Here is an 18252-nt window from a genome sequence, read left to right as displayed (position 1 = left end):
ATTTTTATCAACGGGCCGTTGATTTTGAGGAAGGGGATCGCACCCATCATGCGTCATCGTCGGAAAAAGCAGATTCGGTCATCCACTGTTGCTGGCCTTCTGCTCGCGATTATCCTGCCTACCAGCCTTCTGACTGGCCTTGCTGCCACTGCCGAGCCGGTCACGAACGATTCCAGTGCAGCCAGCGCGAGCGCGCAGACTGCTCTGGAAGGCACCGGGGGGGGGGGGGGGTCGACCGACCGCTCGGGTAGATAAGCAAAACCCCGGCACTTCCTCCAGCACCATAATCTCGCAGAGCCCGTCAACAAAACCCGCGACACCTTCTTCACCTACAGCAACCCCAAACACCTCAGCAACACCATCAACGCCTTCCACTGCCCCAGACACATCGGAATCGCCGTCGGCTACTACCGCATCCCAGAATCCCACCAAGCCGACTCCCTCTTCCGACTCCTCCCCTGCTCCTACGGCCACCCCGTCTGACAGTGATTCCAATAATGCTGACAAGGCAGACGAAAGCAACGGAAACTCGGTCCAGCCACGCTTGGCCACAACATACACAGTAACTTTTGACAGCACAATAGGTTCGTCAACACAAAAGTCAACGCTCAGCCGTGGAAGCAGGGTGGTACGTCCCCCAGACCCCTACTGCAAAGGCTATTCCTTTGTCGGCTGGTTCATTGGGGATGTCGCCTATGACTTTACCCAGCCCGTCACCGAAAACCTCACGCTGACAGCCCGCTGGGTCAAGGGTCTCAATTCCTGGAGTCTCAGCCCCAACCATGGTCCTGCCACCGGCAACACGACAGCAACCCTGACCCCGCCGGCCATAGGAGATATTCGCTTCAGCCAGTTCAGCGCAGGAAAAGACTTTTCACTAGCCCTTGACTCGCTCGGAGTGCTATACAGCTGGGGCAACAACAGCGAGGGGCAGTTGGGACGCACACCCACCGCCAGCGAACCTGCCGATCGGCCTGGACGAGTAGACGTTCCAGGTGGCACTCGCTTCATCCAGGTCAGCGCAGGAGACGAATTTGTTGTGGCCATCGATATCAGTAACCATCTATACAGCTGGGGAAGCAATGAAAAAGGCCAGTCAGGACTAGGTCTCGTCCACTCATCAAGTCCCGTGCCAAATCAGGTGGTCCCATCTACAAATTCCTCCAAAAGCTTTGTTCAAGTCAGCGCAGGACCAAACTATGCGCTGGCCACATGCTCGGACGGAACTGTGTACAGCTGGGGAGACAACAGCAGCGGCCAGCTGGGACGCGAAACCGGCGAACTCCATGGTGACTCGTCGATTTATGGGCACGCGTACCCGAACCCAATACCGCTTCCAAAAGGCGTAAAGTTCACCCAGGTGTCCGCGGGCGGCACGGCTTCCTTTGCACTCGCCTCTGATGGCAGCGTCTACAGCTGGGGAGACAACAGCAACAGCCAGCTGGGACGCACACCCACCGCCAGCGAACCGGCCAATCAGCCATACAAGATGGATACTGCGGACGGTTTGAGCTTCACCCAGGTCAGCGCAGGATACCGCCACACACTGGCTATTGATTCAGATGGCAATGCATACAACTGGGGGTATGGCAGCACCAGCCAGCCCAGCAAGGTAGCCCTGCCTGACGGCATCAGAACAAGGCAGGTCGGCGCGGGATACGACTACTCTCTGGCGACTGGTTCCGACGGCAACATCTATAGCTGGGGAGACAACAGCAGCGGCCAGCTGGGACGAGATACAGGTGGTGAAACCACAAACCAGCCGGGCAAAGCGAACATGCCCGACGGCATCACCTATACTCAATTCAGTGCGGGGTACAGGCACATCCTGGCTATGTGCTCGGACGGCTACCTCTACGACTGGGGAGACGACAGCAGCGGCCAGCTGGGTGCCGGGAACACCAGCAGTGTGCCAGTTACCACACCAAACAAGGCCGACTTCCCACAAGCATTCAAATTCATCAGCGCCAAGCTGGATGGAACCCCGATTACCGACTTGACCAAGAACCAGAACGGCACCTTGAGTTTCCGCACCCCAGCGCACGAAAAGGGCCGGGTGGACTTAACAGTCGCATGGATCAGGAACGGCCATCAGCCCGATGCACACCTGCCCTACAAGTATGATGGTTCCACGTACACAGTCACTTTCGACAGCGCAGGCGGTACACCAACACCAGATGCCCAGCGGGTCATGGATGACGATCAGGCCTTCCGCCCCGACAAAGATCCGGCCAAGGACGGCTATCTGTTCGACGGCTGGTTCCTCAAAGACTCCAAGGGCGACTCCAATATAGCCTACGACTTCAATCAGCCCGTCATCGGCGACATCACCTTGGTCGCCCACTTCAGTCCCGTCTCGCACTGGAACATCGACAAGAAGGAAGGACCGCAAACCGGCGGCCAGAGCGTCAAACTCACCCCGCCGCAAGGCCCACGTGGAATCCGCTTCTCTTGGATCCAAGCGGGACAGGATTTTTCCCTGGCTCTCGGTTCAGACGGTAACCTTTACAGTTGGGGAACAAATTATAATTACCAACTTGGACACACCCCCTCAGATAAGCCAGTCGTGGTGGAAACTCCCGCCGGAGTCCGCTATACCCAGGCCGCTGCAGGACAAAAGTTCGCCTTGGCCCTTGGCTCAGACGGCTATGTATATACCTGGGGAAGCAACGATTGTGAACAGCTGGGACGCAACACCTTCGCCAACAATCGCAATCCCCCAGACAAAGTGGCACCGCCTGCGGGAATCCACTACACTCGAGTCTACGCGGGCGATAGCTTCGCCTTGGCATTAGGCTCCGATGGCAATCTCTACGCCTGGGGAGACGATAGGGAGGGCGCACTAGGGCAAGGCAGGTCAGGATTAAAGAGCAGAGACCCTCTTAGAATCGCTGCACCTGAAGGCATCACATTCACCCAGGTTTTCACAGGTCCATTCAGCAAGCATGTCCTCGCCCTGGGCTCGGACGGCAACCTCTACAGCTGGGGATACAACAATTCGTTCCAACTGGGCCGCCAACGTAGTACGACAACTGACCTATATGACCCTCTGCCCTACAAAGTAAAGGCCCCAACCGGCGTCACATTTACACAAGCCAGCACGGGCCTGAACTTCTCGCTGGCTCTCGGCTCCGACAATAATCTCTACAGTTGGGGAGGCAACAACAAAGATCAGTTGGGAAACACGGAACTGATTTCTGCGACCCCTTCCAGGGTCGTCATGCCGTCAGGTGTTCATTTCACCCGGTTTGTGGCGGGAAGTTACTTTGCCCTCGCCACAGGATCGGACGGCAACCTCTACAGTTGGGGATACAACGATTGCGGACAACTTGGACGCACCACCAGTGGCAAATCCGACCATCTGCCCACCAAAGTGGACGCTCCAGCCGGCATCACCCTCATCCAGCCTCAGGCAGGAGGCAATCACTCTTCAGCCATAGGATCGGACGGCAACACCTACAGCTGGGGAAAGAACGACCAAGGTATGCTGGGACGCGACATCAGCGGCGACCATGATCCGCATCCAGGCAAGATCATTTTCCCTGGAGTCGGCATTCCCAAACTCGTTCAGTTCGGCAATACGAGCGGAATTTATCCGACAGCCAACAATGACGGCACTTGGAATGTGACTACGCCGCCTTACACACCAGGGCCGGTTACGGTAACCATCAACTGGACGCTGAACGGGGTTACGCAACTCCCTGACACCAGCAACACCTACCTATACACCTCCATCAGCGTCCTGCCTCGGGCCGGCGGCACCGGCATATTCCTGCCCCTCGCCGTTGGTCTGCTCATCATCACAGCAACCATGGCAGCGCGACGCATGAGAAAGGCCGGAAGCCTGAATCAGTAGACTTCGCACGAGTAAGCAGGCCCGGATTACGTCTATCCCCAAATTATGACGATCCTGGCCCTACAGGGTGGCCCCGCAATCCCCCAACACAGCGGAGCCACCCTTCCTTATTCACCCGGGTGTTGCTCCATCCTTGCCCGTCCGCGCGTGATAGACTGCAATACAGCTGTCGGGATGGTCCCCGGCACACGTCTCGTGAAGCGACTTGGGGATTTTCATCATCGAGCCACCTGTTTGGGGAAAGGGGTTCGCAGCCATCATGCACCATAGGGATGCTTCTGCCCGGCCATGCATTGCCGCGAGCCTTCTGCTTGCCATCATCCTGCCCGCATGTCTGATCATGGGCAGCCTCGCCACAGCCGACACCGACACCGACATCAACACCGACACAAGCCAGCCAACGCTGCAGGCCACGCCGACGACACCCCAGTCCCCATTGACACCAACACCCTCGCCACTGAACACCACACCATCGCCACTGAACACCACACCCGAACACGATCAAACACCTGACAGCCGCCCCCAAGCACGCTCAACAAGGCACACCGTCACTTTCGACAGCGCCGACGGCAGCAGCATCGACCCTCAAAACGTCGATGACGGCGCACTGGCCAGCCGGCCCGCCAAGGACCCGACCCGGGACGGCTACCTGTTCGACGGCTGGTTCACCGGCAATCTTGCCTACGACTTCACCCAACCCGTCACTGCAGACCTCACTCTGACCGCCCACTGGACCAAGGGAACCAGTGCCTGGAGCCTCTCCCCCACCTCCGGGTCAGCCGCCGGAGGCGACAAGATTACCCTGGTCCCACCCGCCAAACCCGGCGTACGATTCAGCCACATCAGCTCGGGTCTATGGCACACCTTGGCGACGGGCTCGGACGGCAACCTCTACAGCTGGGGACAAAACAAAGCAAGTCTGGGACGCGACACCAATGAGACACCAGCCACCGCAGCGAGCAAGGCGCCAGAAGGCACCCCAGGCCTGGTCACCCCGCCGACCGGCGTCCACTTCACCCAGACCAGCGCAGGAATGAGCCTTTCCCTGGCCATGGGCTCGGACGGCAACCTCTACAGCTGGGGACTAAACGACAACGGGCAGCTGGGACGCAGCACCACCATCACGCCAGCTGACAGACCGGGCCTGGTCACCCCGCCGATCGGCGTCCACTTCACCCAGTTCACCGCCGGATACTCGCAATCCCTGGCCATCGGCTCGGACGGCAACCTCTACAGCTGGGGAGACAACAGCCGAGGCCAGTTGGGACGCGACACGGGATCAGCGACCTACGACGCCACGCCAGGCAGAGTGTCAATGCCGACAGGCATCACCTGCACCCAGATCAGCGGGGGAACCTTCTATTCCCTAGCTCTGGGCTCGGACGGCAACATTTACAGCTGGGGAGACAACACTCAGGGCGAACTCGGACGCAACACCAACAGCGAACAGCCAGGAACCCTGCCGAACAAAGTGATCCTGCCGAAAGGCGTTACGAAATACACCGCGATTGCCGCACAGGGATGGTGTTCTCTGGCCATGGGCTCGGACGGCAACCTCTACAGCTGGGGTTACAACAGCTACGGCCAGATGGGACGAGATACCGACACACCCACACAAAACATCGATCCAGGCAAAGTGACGCTGCCCATAGGCGTCACGAGATTCACCCAGTTCGGCGCAGGAAACCAACACACCCTGGCCGTAGGATCGGACGGCAACCTTTACAGCTGGGGAAGCAACAAATTCGGCCAGCTGGGACGTGATGCCAACAGCTTGAGAAATGTCACACCGGGCAAAGTATCCCTGCCGGCAGGCATCAGCTGCATCCAGATCAACGCAGAAAATACCTCCTCCCTGATCCTAGGCTCGGACGGCAACCTCTACAGCTGGGGAGACAACAGCCGAAGCCAGTTGGGACGCACGACCACTGGTCGTTCTGACGCCCTCCCCGGCACAGTCACATTCCCCGAGGATCCCAGACCCGTCAGCGTCAGCTTCGGCGGGACGCCCGGCACCAACCTCATCACCGAGTCGAACGGCACCTGGAGCGTCATTACGCCCCAGCATGCAGCAGGCAAGACCGATGTCACCATCATCTGGGGCATGAACGGCCAGCAGCCCGACGCCCACCTGACCTACCAATACGTGAACACCTACCATGTCACTTTCTCTTCCGACAGTGACTCCCCTACAGCACCCTCGGGCATGCCCGGACCCCAGTCCGTCACCGAAGGCAGGCAGGCCACACGCCCGATCGCAGACCCGACCAAAGACGGCTTCCTGTTCGACGGCTGGTTCCTCAAGGACTCAAAAGGCGAATCCAAGGTGGCTTATGACTTCAGCCAGCCCGTCACCAGCAGCATCACCCTGGTCGCCCATTGGAGCCCTGCAGACAGCAGCAGCTGGGCAATCAGCCCGAATAATGGCGATGCCCAGGGCGGCCAGCAGGTGACCATCACCCCGCCCAAAACCAGCCGGGGCATCCGCTTCAACCAGATAAGCGCCAGCGATAATTTTGCCGGTTTTTCTATAGGGGTGACCAGCGATGGGAATGCCTACGCCTGGGGCGGCAACGACTACGGGCAGCTGGGCCAGGATCCGAGTACGACGGCCACACAGTACGCGCCGACCAAGGTCCCCCTGCCTGACGGCGCAGCTACCGGGTTCACCTACACGCAGGTCGCCGCAGGCGGAACCCACGTGCTGGCCATCGGCTCCGACCAGACCGTCTACAGCTGGGGACAAAATCAATATGGCCAGCTTGGCGACGGCAGCACGCAAGACCACTCCAAGCCACAGCCCGTCAAGGGCCCAGACGGACAACCCTTCAAGGCCACCCAGGTGACCGCCGGCTTCACCGATTCGGCAGCCATCGACCTGAATGGGCGCGTCTACGTCTGGGGCAGCGAAACCACCAACAGCCAGGACACCTATAGCGCGCCCAAACTGACGCCGGCCCTGGCCAAGGATCCGAGCGGCTCCGACAATGGGCTGAAGGCGGTCCAGGTAAGCGCAAGATACAGCTTCCTCATGGCCCTGGACGCCGACGGCAACGTATACACCTGGGGATACAACAACCACGGACAGCTCGGCAACGGCCAAAGCACAGGAAAATACAGCACCGCATATGCTGCCGACCCAGCTCCCGTGCCCGATCCCAAGAACGCCAGCAAGACCTTTAAGGCCAGGATGATCAGCAGCGGTGAAGTCCACGCACTGGCCATCGGTCAGGACGGCACAGCCTGGGCATGGGGAATGAACGCGGATGGCCAGATCGGCGATGGCACGCTGACCGACCGGTCCACACCCACGCAGGTAAAAAACCCTGCCGATGCCAGCCAGGGATTCCAGGCCGTCCAAATCATCGCCGGAGCCACATATTCGCTGGCTATCGACCAGAGCGGCACAGCCTGGGGATGGGGAGAAAACACCTTTGATCAGTTGGGCAGCAACCAGGGCACCTCCGAGCTGCTCGTCCCCTCACAAGTGTCACCCCCAGCGGGCCAGGACAACGCAGGCAAGGGGTTCGCGGTAGCACGAATCAGCGCAGGATCGGCTTCTTCCCTGGCCATCGGTCAGGACGGCGAGAGCTACAGCTGGGGATACAACTACCGTGGGCAACTCGGCACCGGCAGCAACAGCGATACGAAGATCATTACGCCGACGCTGGTGGCGCTATATCCGCCGCAGCTGATTACCGGCGTCAGGTTCGACCAAACGGCAGCCAACAGCCTGCAGCAGAACGCGGACGGGTCGGTCACCCTGACCACGCCAGCCCACAATCCGGGACTGTCTGATGTGATCGTGGACTGGTCCCTGGGGGCCGCCAACCAGACCCCGATCCACCTCAGCTACACCTTCAAAGGCATCCTCCCCCTCACAGGCGAAACGGGAGTACTCCTCCTGCTCGCCTCAGGCCTGCTTGCCGCCGCCGGCGCTCTGGCAGCCGGACGCCACAGGCATGAATTCGCTTCGCTCGAGTAAGCGGTCGGGCCGCATCCCAAGAACGGCCCGGACATGATGGGTGGCTCCGCACCCCCCAACATCATGGAGCCACCCATTTTCATTTTTTATCTCTGCGCCTAGAGGAAAATATCTGCATCCCAACTTGACATAATATTTTTTACTCGTTTTATCCGAGTGTTGCTCCCCGTCAGACCCGAACCTGCATGCTAGCGTTCTTTCTAGCTACCGGGAACGTGCCCGGCAAGCAGCCGATGAAAAAACTTGGGGTTTTCATCATCGGACCGCCTTACCTTGGGAAAGGGGTTTGTAGCGATCATGTGCCATCCGGACGCGTCTTCCCGGTCAGCCATTGTTGTAGACATTTTGAAAGTTATTGTCATCCTTCCAGCCAGCATGATCATCGGCGGCCTCACTGCGGCCGACGCCATCGCGAAACCGATCGGCCCGGCCCAGCCGACCAGACTGGAAGAAACTACAGCAGACCGGCAAACAGACGCATCCGTCGGTACGGCAGCAAGCCGTGCTCAGGCAGGTTCAACTTCGTATCGGGTCGTCTTCGACAGCGCAGACGGCAGCGGCATCGACTCCCAGAACGTCAAGGACGGTGCTTTGGCCAGCCGTCCCGAACAAGACCCGACCAGGGACGGCTACCTGTTCGATGGCTGGTTCGCCAAAGACGCCAAGGGCGACTCCAAGGTGGCCTACGACTTCACCCAGCCCGTCACCACAGATCTCACCCTGACCGCCCACTGGACCAAGGGCACAAGCGCCTGGAGCCTCTCCCCCGCCTCCGGGAAGACCAGAGGATACGCCAAAATCACCCTGACCCCGCCCACCAAACCAGACATACGCTTCAGCCACATCATCCCGGCAGAAGAAGACGGGTCCCAGGCCATAGCCTCGGACGGCAACCTCTACCGGTGGGGGGACAACAACTACAAGTTGGGAACCCCCGAAGAAGAAAAACGCACACCGAGCCTGGTCAACCCGCCGGCCGGCGTCCGCTTCACCCAGGTCAGCGGAGGATCCTCTCATTCCTTGGCCCTGGGATCGGACGGCAACCTCTACAGCTGGGGATACAACAAACAAGGCCAACTGGGACGCGAGACAACCGGCGAATCCAAGAGAGACAATCAGCCGGGGCTGGTCACTCCTCCGGCCGGCGTACACTTCACCCAAGCCTGCGTAGGATCCTGGCATTCCCTTGCATTAGGCTCCGATGGCAACCTCTACAGCTGGGGCGCAAACAGCTACGGGGAGCTGGGACGCGACACGGGTTCAGCCACATATGATGCCAAGCCAGGCAAGGTGAACCTGCCGACAGGCGTCGCGAAAATCACCCAGATCCGCGCAGGGACCTTCTACTCCATGGCTCTGGACTCGGACGGCGACCTCTACAGCTGGGGAGACAATACTTATGACGAGCTGGGACGTTACACCGGCGACCTTGACTTCAAAGACCGCACACCGCGCAAAGTCTCCACCCCGCTTGGCGTCAAGAAATACACGTGGATCGCGATTGGAGAGTGGACATCCCTGGCCATCGGCTCGGATGGCAACCTCTACAGCTGGGGTTGGAACGAATCTGGCCAACTGGGACGCAACACCGGATCAGCAACACAAGACCGCAGACCACGCAAGGTGAACATGCCGGCAGGCGTCAAGAAGTTCACCCAGATCAGTACAGAACGCAGGTACTCCCTGGCCTTGGGCTCGGATGACAACCTCTACAGCTGGGGAAGCAACGATTGCGGCCAGCTGGGTCGCGACACCGGATCAGCCAGATATGAGGCCAAACCCGGCAAGGTGACCATGCCGACGGGCATCGCAAAATTCACCCAGGTCAGCGCCGGCTATTCCCACTCCCTGGCCATCGGCTCGGATGGCAACCTCTACAGCTGGGGATACAACCAGTACGGCGAATTGGGACGCCCCACCAGTGGCAGGTACGACAGCCGCCCCGGCATGGTCGCCTTCCCCGAGGATCCCAAGCCCGATAATGTGAGTTTCGGCGGGACGCCCGGCAGTAACCTCGACGCCAACCCGGACGGCACCTGGAGCGTCACCACGCCCCCACATGACCACGGCAGAGTTGATGTAGTCATCACCTGGAAGATGAACGGTGAGCGTCCAGACGCGCGTCTGTCCTACAGATACCTGGGCAATTACCTTATCGTTTTCGACCCCGACGGTGGCACTGGGTTCGGTTTCCAACCCGTGACCGAGGGAAACCGACTGAAACCCCCCGCCAAGGATCCAACCAAGAATAAACACCTGTTCGACGGCTGGTTCATCGGCGACACAGCCTATGACTTCAGCAGGCCGGTCACCGGCTCGGCGACTCTGACCGCCCACTGGAGCAGTGCCGACAGCAACAGGTGGAAGCTCGACAAGGACAACGGGCCTGAGACCGGTGGCCAAACCGTCACGCTGACCCCGCCACCGGAACGCGGCATCCGGCTCAGCCAAGCCGATGCAGGAGACATCCATTCCGCAGCCGTAGGCTCCGACGGCAGCCTCTACACCTGGGGGGACAACGACAGCCATGGGCAGCTGGGCCGCGACACCGCCGGCAAGCAGGACAGCCACCCGAGCAAGGCGGATACCCCTGCAGGCGTCAACTTCATCCATGTCAGCGCGGGCTACGGATTTTCCGTGGCCCTGGGCTCCGACGGCAGCCTCTACAGCTGGGGAGACAACACCCACGGCGAGCTCGGGCGCACAGTCACCAGCGGCACCCCAGCCAACAGGCCCAACAAGGTTGAGACTCCGGCAGGCATCACCTTCGTCCAGGCGAGCGCAGGAGGATCTCATGCCGTGGCTCTGGGCTCGGACGGCAGCCTCTACACCTGGGGCGACAACGGCACCGGCCGGCTGGGACGTACCGTCACCAGCGGCTCCCCCGCTGACAAACCCGACAAGGCCGACACCCCGGCAGATGTTACTTTCACCAGTGTCAGTGCAGGCCAGGGCCACACGGTGGCCGTGGACACACAAGGCGAGATATACACCTGGGGAGACAACACCCACGGCGAGCTCGGGCGCAACACCGGCAGCACCCCCGCAGACAAGCCCGGCAGAGCCGACACCCCGGCTGGCGTCACCTTCACCCAGGCCAGCGCAGGCGTAAGCCACTCCGTGGCCGTGAGCGACGACGGCAGCCTCTACACCTGGGGCAACACCGGCAGCACCCCCGCAGACAAGCCCGGCAAGGTCGACACCCCGGCTGGCGTCACCTTCACCCAGGCCAGCGCAGGAGGCAAGCATTCCATCGCCTTGGGTTCCGACGGCAGCCTGTACACCTGGGGCGACAGCGGCAAAACCTCGGCAGGCAGGCCCAACAAGGTGGATACCCCGGCAGGGATCACCTTCACCCAGGCCAGCGCAGGTGCATCGTACTGCCTGGCCCTGGGATCTGACGGCAACCTCTACAGCTGGGGGGACAACGCCAAGGGCCAGCTGGGCCGCGACACCGGCGACACCCAGTCCGCCAGTCCAGCCAAGGACAACTTCCCCGAACTAGGCATCCCCACGCATGTCCTGTTCGACAATGTTGAAGCCTCCGACCTGACCAGGAACCCCGATGGCACCTGGACGGTTGCCACGCCGGCGCATATGCCCGGCATATCAACCGTCACCATCGAATGGAGGCTGAACGGAGCAGACCAGACCCCCGACACCAGCAACACGTATCGATACAACTCCATCAGCGTGTTGCCTAGGGCCGGCGGAGGCGGCCTGGTCCCCCTGCTGATCGCCGGGCTGCTCGCCTTCGCATGCGCCGCAGCAGCCAGGCGCCACCGGATGGAAACCCTCACCCGACAACAATAAAGACTTCCCTCGTGTAAGTAGGTCCGGGTTATCACTATCCCCAAACACCCCCGGACCACACGGGTGGCCCTAACTCCCCCAACGCAACGGGGCCACCCATATTCTTCCGCCAGACAACTTTGGCATCGCATGGCAGCCTGCCGGAATGGACAATATATGTAGCGCTACAATTATCATCAGCAATGCCGCCGACTCCGCCATCGCAGGCCTGTCCGAACGGCACCGCAAGGAGGAGCCATGACCGATGCGCGCCATCAATCCCAGTCCATGCAGAACCGTCCCGGGTCGGATCCCCACTTCAACCCGTCGCAGGTCCGTCTGACCCCCGGCAGCGTCTACGCCGATGCACAGCAGGCCGGCGCGGACTACCTGCTGAGCCTGGATCCCGATCGCCTTCTGGCCCCCTACCGGCGCGAGGCAGGCCTAACCGCCACAGCGGATCCATACCCCAACTGGGAGTCCATGGGTCTGGATGGCCACATCGGCGGCCACTACCTTTCCGGACTTGCGGCCTACTGGCAGACTCTGCAAACCTGGCCCTTCCTGGAGCGCGCCGCCCGCATGCTGACCGGCCTGCTCGAGTGCCAGGAGGCCTCGGGCGACGGCTTCCTGGGCGGCATGCCTCATAGCGCCGAGCTCTTCCGGAACCTGCGGGAGGGTCACGTGCAGGCCCAGTCCTTCGATCTTCTGGGCTCCTGGGTGCCCCTCTACAACCTGCACAAGCTCTTCGCCGGCCTGTTGGACTGCTGGCAGTCCTTCCAAACCAAGAGCGCCTCCGAAATGGCCCGCGTCATGGTCCTGCGCCTGGCCGACTGGTGGTGCGACCTGGCGGACAATATCGACGAACATGATTTCCAAACCATGCTGACCTGCGAGTACGGGGGCCTGAACGAGGCCTTCGCCCGCCTCTATCAGCTGACCGGAGAGGACCGCTATCTCCACCAAGCCCGTCGCCTGACCGACCGCCCCTTCTTCGAACCGCTGGCCGCAGGCAAGGACCAGCTGACCGGCCTGCACGCCAATACGCAAATACCCAAGGTCCTGGGCTACGAGCGTCTGGCCGAGATCACCGGGGACAAGGCCTTCCGCACAGCCGTGGACACCTTCTGGCATGGTGTGGTGGACAAGCGCACAGTCTCCATCGGGGCCCACTCCATCTCCGAGCATTTCAATCCGCCGGACGACTTCTCGGCCATGGTCACCTCCCGCGAAGGCCTGGAGACCTGCAACAGCTACAACATGGCCAAGCTGGCCCTGCGCCTCTACGACCGCACCGGACAGGCCCGCTATCTGGACTTCTACGAGCGGGTTCTGGTCAACCATCTGGTTTCCACGGTGGGCATCCGCGAGCACGGCTTCGTCTACTTCACCCCCATGCGACCCCGGCACTATCGGGTCTATTCCAGCGCCCAGCGCTCCTTCTGGTGCTGTGTGGGCACCGGCCTGGAAAACCACGCCCGCTACGGTGCCATGATTTTCGAGCATCGGCCCGGAAAGAAATCCAGCCAGGAATCCGAGTCCCTGGCGGTCAACCTCTTCATCCCCGCCAGCCTGGACTGGTTCCAGCGCGGACTACAGGTCAGCCTGGCCTACGCTCCCGGCCCTGGAGCCACCAACCTGGGCCATCTGGATCTGGAGGCCAGCGACAAGAGTCAGCAGACCTTGGACCTCTACATACGCCATCCCTGGTGGCTGGAGGATGCCGACTACCGGATCGCGCAAGGCCAGGCGGACATGACCGTCGAGCCGGCGAAGTCCGATCCGGATGGCAGCCCCTGCTTCGACCACCTGCATCTGACCTGGACCGGCCGAATGAGCCTGGAGCTGTGCCATCGGGTCCGGGTGACTGCCGAGCCCCTGCCGGATGGGTCGGACTGGGTCAGCCTGCTGCGCGGCGTCAAGGTCATGGCCGCCCGTAGCGACGATGCCGACCTGATAGGCCTGAAGGCTGACGACTCCCGTGCCGGACACATCGCCTCCGGCCCCCTGCGTCCGTTGGGCGACCTGCCTGTACTCCAGGGAGAACCCCAGGACTTCCTGCTGCCCCACCCCCAGGACGACGGTGCCATAGAGGTGGCCATCTCCAGACCAAAAGACGGGAAACCAGGGTGGACCGATTCACGCCTGCTGCTGGTCCCATTCACCTCCATCGAGGCCTCCCGATATTCGGTCTACCTGCCCTGGGCGCAGGATGGCGATAAGGACCGTGTTCACCGGGCCCTGGAAGAAATTGATGCACAGGAGCAGGCCCATGAGCTCCAGGTCTGCGACCGGGTGGACTGCGGGTCCCAGCAGTCCGAAATCGACCACGAGTATCAGGGCAGGAATGACCGGCAGGAGCTGATTGAGGGAATCAACACCCGTCACGCCCTGGCCGGAGGCTGCTTCTCGTACCGGCTGAGGGATGCCACCGGCGGTGCGAAAATGCTGGAGGTGGCCATGCGGGACCAGGGCAGCGCCGCGCCCTACTCCCTGCGTACGGAAGGCCTGGAATTGGGCCAGCCCGTAAGAAGCCGCAAAAACGGCAGAGTACTGGACCGTTACCCCCTGACCGGTCATGGATTGGATGCCCTGCCCGACCGGGCCGTCAGGGTGCAGATCCAGGCCGGAGCCGAAGGTCCCACCCCTGACCTGCTGACTCTGGCACTGATTCGCGGTTGAAGGGCTCAGGACCGGGCTGTGCTGCCAGCCACCACCAGTGAGAAGGGCAGGACCACCTGCTCGGGCTGATGTCTGCCGGGCTGATCCTTCATCCGAGCCATGAGCAGTCGCAGGCACTCGGCTGCCACCCGGTCCGTGTCTACGCGAATGGTCGTTAGGGCGGGTGTGAGGAAGCGGGACACTTCCAGCCCGTCGAAACCGATCAGGGCCACCTGCCCGGGCACCCGAACCCCATGCTCCCCCAGCGCGTGCAGGGCCCCGATGGCCACCACATCCGTCAGGGCGAAGATCCCGTCAAAATCCCTGCGGCGAGACAGCAGGGCGGCCATGGCCTGGTCGGCGTTGCCCTGGTCCCACTCACAGTCGACCACATCTTCGGGCCCTATGCGGATTCCGTGGCCTTGTGCTGCCTGCATGGCCCCCAAGAGCCGCTGTTCCCGCCCCAGGCTGGACTGGGCCAGCTCGTCCGGGGCTTTGTAAGTGGCGCCAAGAACCAGAATCCGCCGGCAACCATGGTCTATCAGATGCCCAACTGCCGCCTGGGCACCCTGGCGGTTAGGACTGCGCACGGTGTCTACTGATCGGTCCAGTCGAGGCCCGTCGAAGACCACCAGGGGATAGCGTCGATTGAGCGCGGCAATGGAATCAGCGGATAGGGTCGGCGCGGACAGGATGGTCCCCTCGCAGAATTGGGTGGCGATGTCTGCCACCATGGATGACTCGTAGCTGGCCATCTGTCGGGTCTGCTGAATCAGGGTCTGATACCCCATGCTGAAGGCTTGATCCGATACCGCCGCCGCCAGGGCAGCAGAGAAGGGCGAACGGTCCAGCTCCACAGTGGAGAAGCCGATGATCCCGGACCTGCCCGAGCTGAGCCGCCGGGCCGCCAGATTGGGCCGGTATCCCAGCCGCTGAGCCGCCTCCAGCACACGACGCGCCGTGGAGGGTTTGACCGAGGATTTGCCCCGTAGGGCGTTGGACGCCGTCATCCGCGACACCCCGGCCTGGCCAGCTACATCATCCAGAGTCGTCACTTTTAGCCGTCGCTTCCCTCGCGCCTGATTCGTCAGCCCATTCTATCGCCGGGCAGACAAGGAACTTGAAGCTGAAATACGGGTTGCAATACGATGTTTGCTTGCTTTGTCTTCAATGAGGCGGTAAATAGAGACGCTGTGCTGGCACGAAGCCCGAGGCTGGCTTGACCTATACGGATCCGATATCACAAACGGCGTCGTGTGTTCTTGTTTTTTCAGGTAGCATGATGAGTGTAGTGGTGTTGGGGAGTTGGCTGGGTTTCGATATGGCTTGTACGTCGGCGTGGGGGCTGGCTTGGGCATTGGAGAGCTGGACGGCATCCTGACGGATAGGACGTTGTAAGCAGGGATTCATCGGCACGTTTCTGGGGATGTTCGAGGTGACTGTGTCCGGTGCGGGCGAAAGGTTGTCGGCTTATGCATCTGGGTACCCGTCTGCGTCGCGCCTCGGCGACGACGATCCTCCTGCTGGGCCTGCTGGCAGGCCTGGCAACGGCATCCGCCAACGCGGACGCTCCCCCACTCATCGAGTGGGGTCGTCAGACCCCCCACACAGCTGAACAAACCCCCGGCATCCCCCCCGGCAGCACAACCAGCACCCCACTGCCCTCACCCTCGCCAATACAAGCCACCACATCATTAAGTCCAACAGCAAGCCCAAACACTCCGTCATCGACGACGGGAACACCCGACAACACAGGATTCACTTCAACCAAGCCGTCCGATACCGCTGATCAAACTTCGCATGTGGTGAACTTCGACCCGGCCGACGGCAACACGCCTACCCAATCAACTGTGAAAACCGGCACCCTCGCCACTCCCCCGCAGCAGAACCCGCAACGTCCCGGCTTCCGGTTCGACGGGTGGACACGTGACGGCCAGCCCTACGACTTCCAGACCCCCATCCTCCAGGACACCACCCTGAAAGCACACTGGTCGAAAACCACGGACTGGACGCTGAGCCCGGAGCACGGGCCCGCCACCGGCACTAGGCTAACCATCAAGCCGCCCAGCCTGCAGGAGCCTTACTATGTCAACGTCCATACCGCAGGAGAGCAGGTTATCGGCCTGACAGGCAACGGCCGCATCCACACCTGGACGCAGGACCACACACCCAAACAGGTTCCTTTCCCCGCCCAGGCTCACGAAGGGTTCCACTACCAGCAGGCCACAGCCGGCAGCCACCTGCAGGCAGCACTCGGATCCGACCAGCACATATACACCTGGGACAACCAGCAGCCCGCGCCTACGCTCTTCGACACCGGACAGGATGTCGGGTTCACCAGCATCAGCATGAACGGAGACCTGCTACTGGCCGTGGACCGGCAGGGCCGAATCCACAGCCACCAGGCCGGCCAAGATCCGAAATCCACTGAGCGGGCCACGTTCAGCCTGCCCGGGCAGGCGCAGGCCGTCGCCGCCGTCGCCTCCGGCATCCAGGCCCTCATCGTGGACGCGGACGGACAAGCCTGGACCTTGGAGACGATCAACACCGGGAAAGCCAAACCAGAACGCATCAAGCAGGACCCGGGCATGCGCATCGTCCAAGTCCAAGCCCTCAACCAGGGATTCCTCCTGCTGGACACAGACGGTCATACCCATCACCTGGCCGACAGCACAACCAGCATCACAGCTTTCAGCCTGCCAAAAAGCATGAAAGCCAGCCGGATCACCACCAACGACAGCCAGGCCCTCATCGTGGACAAGGACGGCCATATCTGGGCCTGGAAGCCCGGCGAAACACCCACCAGTGCGAATAAAGAGAACCAACGCTACATGCAAGCGGTTCGCATCGGCAGCAGGATCACCGCCTGGGACAGGCAGGGCGGCATCTACAGGTGGAGCCTGGACGGGCAGGGCCAGCCCGGCCAGCCAGTAAGAATCAGCACCATCATAGAATCCACCTTGGAATCAGCCAGCATGGACAGCCAGCCGCTTAAACTCACCAGGAACAACGGCTCATGGCAGGCGGACTTGCCCGCACGCAAGCCGGGGCCAGCCGCCATTCTCATCACAGGTAGTCAAGACGGCCAGCCCTTCACCAAGAGCCTGAAGTACACGGTCGACCAGCCGCTGATACGAGGCGCGGAACCAAGATCCACGCTCACGGTCCGATTCAACACGGGCGGAGGAAAACCCGAACCAGCAGACCAGCATTTCCCCACCACCAACGGCAGGGTGAAGCGGCCCTCCCCCGACCCTACGCGCCAAGGCTTCCTGTTCGACGGATGGTTCACCGGCGAGGTAGCCTACGACTTCAGCAAGCCCGTCACTAAGAATCTGACCCTGACCGCCAAGTGGACGCCGGCAAGCCGGAACAGCACGTGGAGCATCAGCCCGGACAAGGGCAGCCAGCTGGGCAGGGAATCCACCACCATCACCCCGCCAGACAGCGCCAGCCGGGGCATCAGGTTCAGCCAAGTCAGCGGATCAAAAAACAATATCTATGCTTTTTCCTTGGCTGTGGGCAGCGACGGCAACGCCTACGCCTGGGGAAACAACAGCAATGGGCAGCTCGGCGACGGGACGGACACCAGGCAGACTACGCCGGTCATGGTGAACAAGCCTGACCGCAACACGTACCCGGACCTGCCAGAGGATTTCACCTACGTACAAATCAGCGCCGGAGGCTATCATTCCCTGGCCCTGGGCAGCGACGGCAACGCCTACGCCTGGGGAAACAACAGCAATGGCCGGCTCGGCGACGGGACGACCACCGAACGGCATACGCCTGTCAGGGTGAACAAGCCTGACCGCAACACGTACCCGGACCTGCCAGAGGATTTCACCTACGTGCAAATCAGCGCCGGAGGCTATCATTCCCTGGCCGTGGGCAGCGACGGCAACGCCTACGCCTGGGGTGTCAACGGCTCCGGCCGGCTCGGCGACGGGACGACCACCGA

General features: G+C 61.6%; 6 protein-coding genes. 5 read left to right on the top strand and 1 reads right to left on the bottom strand.

Annotation, left to right across the window (positions count from 1 at the left end; translation table 11 throughout):
* The first annotated feature begins 175 nt into the window (after positions 1 to 175).
* The 4 genes from H3V04_RS00545 to H3V04_RS00530 all read left to right on the top strand — a co-directional run bounded on the left by H3V04_RS00545 (position 176) and on the right by H3V04_RS00530 (position 14315).
* Positions 176 to 3856, top strand: coding sequence for an InlB B-repeat-containing protein (locus H3V04_RS00545; protein ID WP_373564630.1), 3681 nt, complete (start codon positions 176 to 178; stop codon positions 3854 to 3856).
* A 259-nt stretch (positions 3857 to 4115) separates the two neighbouring features.
* A complete protein-coding gene (locus H3V04_RS00540; RefSeq protein ID WP_198186869.1) occupies positions 4116 to 7841 on the top strand; it encodes an InlB B-repeat-containing protein in 3726 nt (1241 codons plus the stop codon).
* A 375-nt stretch (positions 7842 to 8216) separates the two neighbouring features.
* Positions 8217 to 11654, top strand: coding sequence for an InlB B-repeat-containing protein (locus H3V04_RS00535; protein ID WP_198186868.1), 3438 nt, complete (start codon positions 8217 to 8219; stop codon positions 11652 to 11654).
* A 237-nt stretch (positions 11655 to 11891) separates the two neighbouring features.
* On the top strand, positions 11892 to 14315 hold the full coding sequence (locus tag H3V04_RS00530) for a beta-L-arabinofuranosidase domain-containing protein (RefSeq protein ID WP_198186867.1): 2424 nt from the start codon (positions 11892 to 11894) through the stop codon (positions 14313 to 14315).
* A gap of 5 nt (positions 14316 to 14320) precedes the next feature.
* Here the strand turns inward: H3V04_RS00530 and H3V04_RS00525 are convergent, their stop codons facing one another.
* Positions 14321 to 15349: a LacI family DNA-binding transcriptional regulator gene (locus H3V04_RS00525; RefSeq protein ID WP_198186866.1), complete on the bottom strand. Its 1029-nt coding sequence runs from the start codon at positions 15347 to 15349 to the stop codon at positions 14321 to 14323.
* A gap of 417 nt (positions 15350 to 15766) precedes the next feature.
* Between H3V04_RS00525 and H3V04_RS00520 the strand changes: the two genes are divergently transcribed.
* The coding region (locus H3V04_RS00520) for an InlB B-repeat-containing protein (RefSeq protein WP_198186865.1) at positions 15767 to 18252 on the top strand (2486 nt) is incomplete at its 3' end.

It is taken from the genome of Bifidobacterium sp. M0353, assembly GCF_016100645.1.
Lineage (GTDB): Bacteria > Actinomycetota > Actinomycetes > Actinomycetales > Bifidobacteriaceae > Bombiscardovia > Bombiscardovia choladohabitans.
This window is presented reverse-complemented; position numbering and strand designations above follow the sequence as displayed.

Excerpts from the sequence above, each read along its gene's own strand:
- H3V04_RS00540 (WP_198186869.1), top strand. The coding sequence starts at position 4,116 with ATGCACCATAGGGATGCTTCTGCCCGGCCATGCATTGCCGCGAGCCTT.
- H3V04_RS00535 (WP_198186868.1), top strand. The coding sequence starts at position 8,217 with ATGATCATCGGCGGCCTCACTGCGGCCGACGCCATCGCGAAACCGATC.
- H3V04_RS00530 (WP_198186867.1), top strand. The coding sequence starts at position 11,892 with ATGACCGATGCGCGCCATCAATCCCAGTCCATGCAGAACCGTCCCGGG.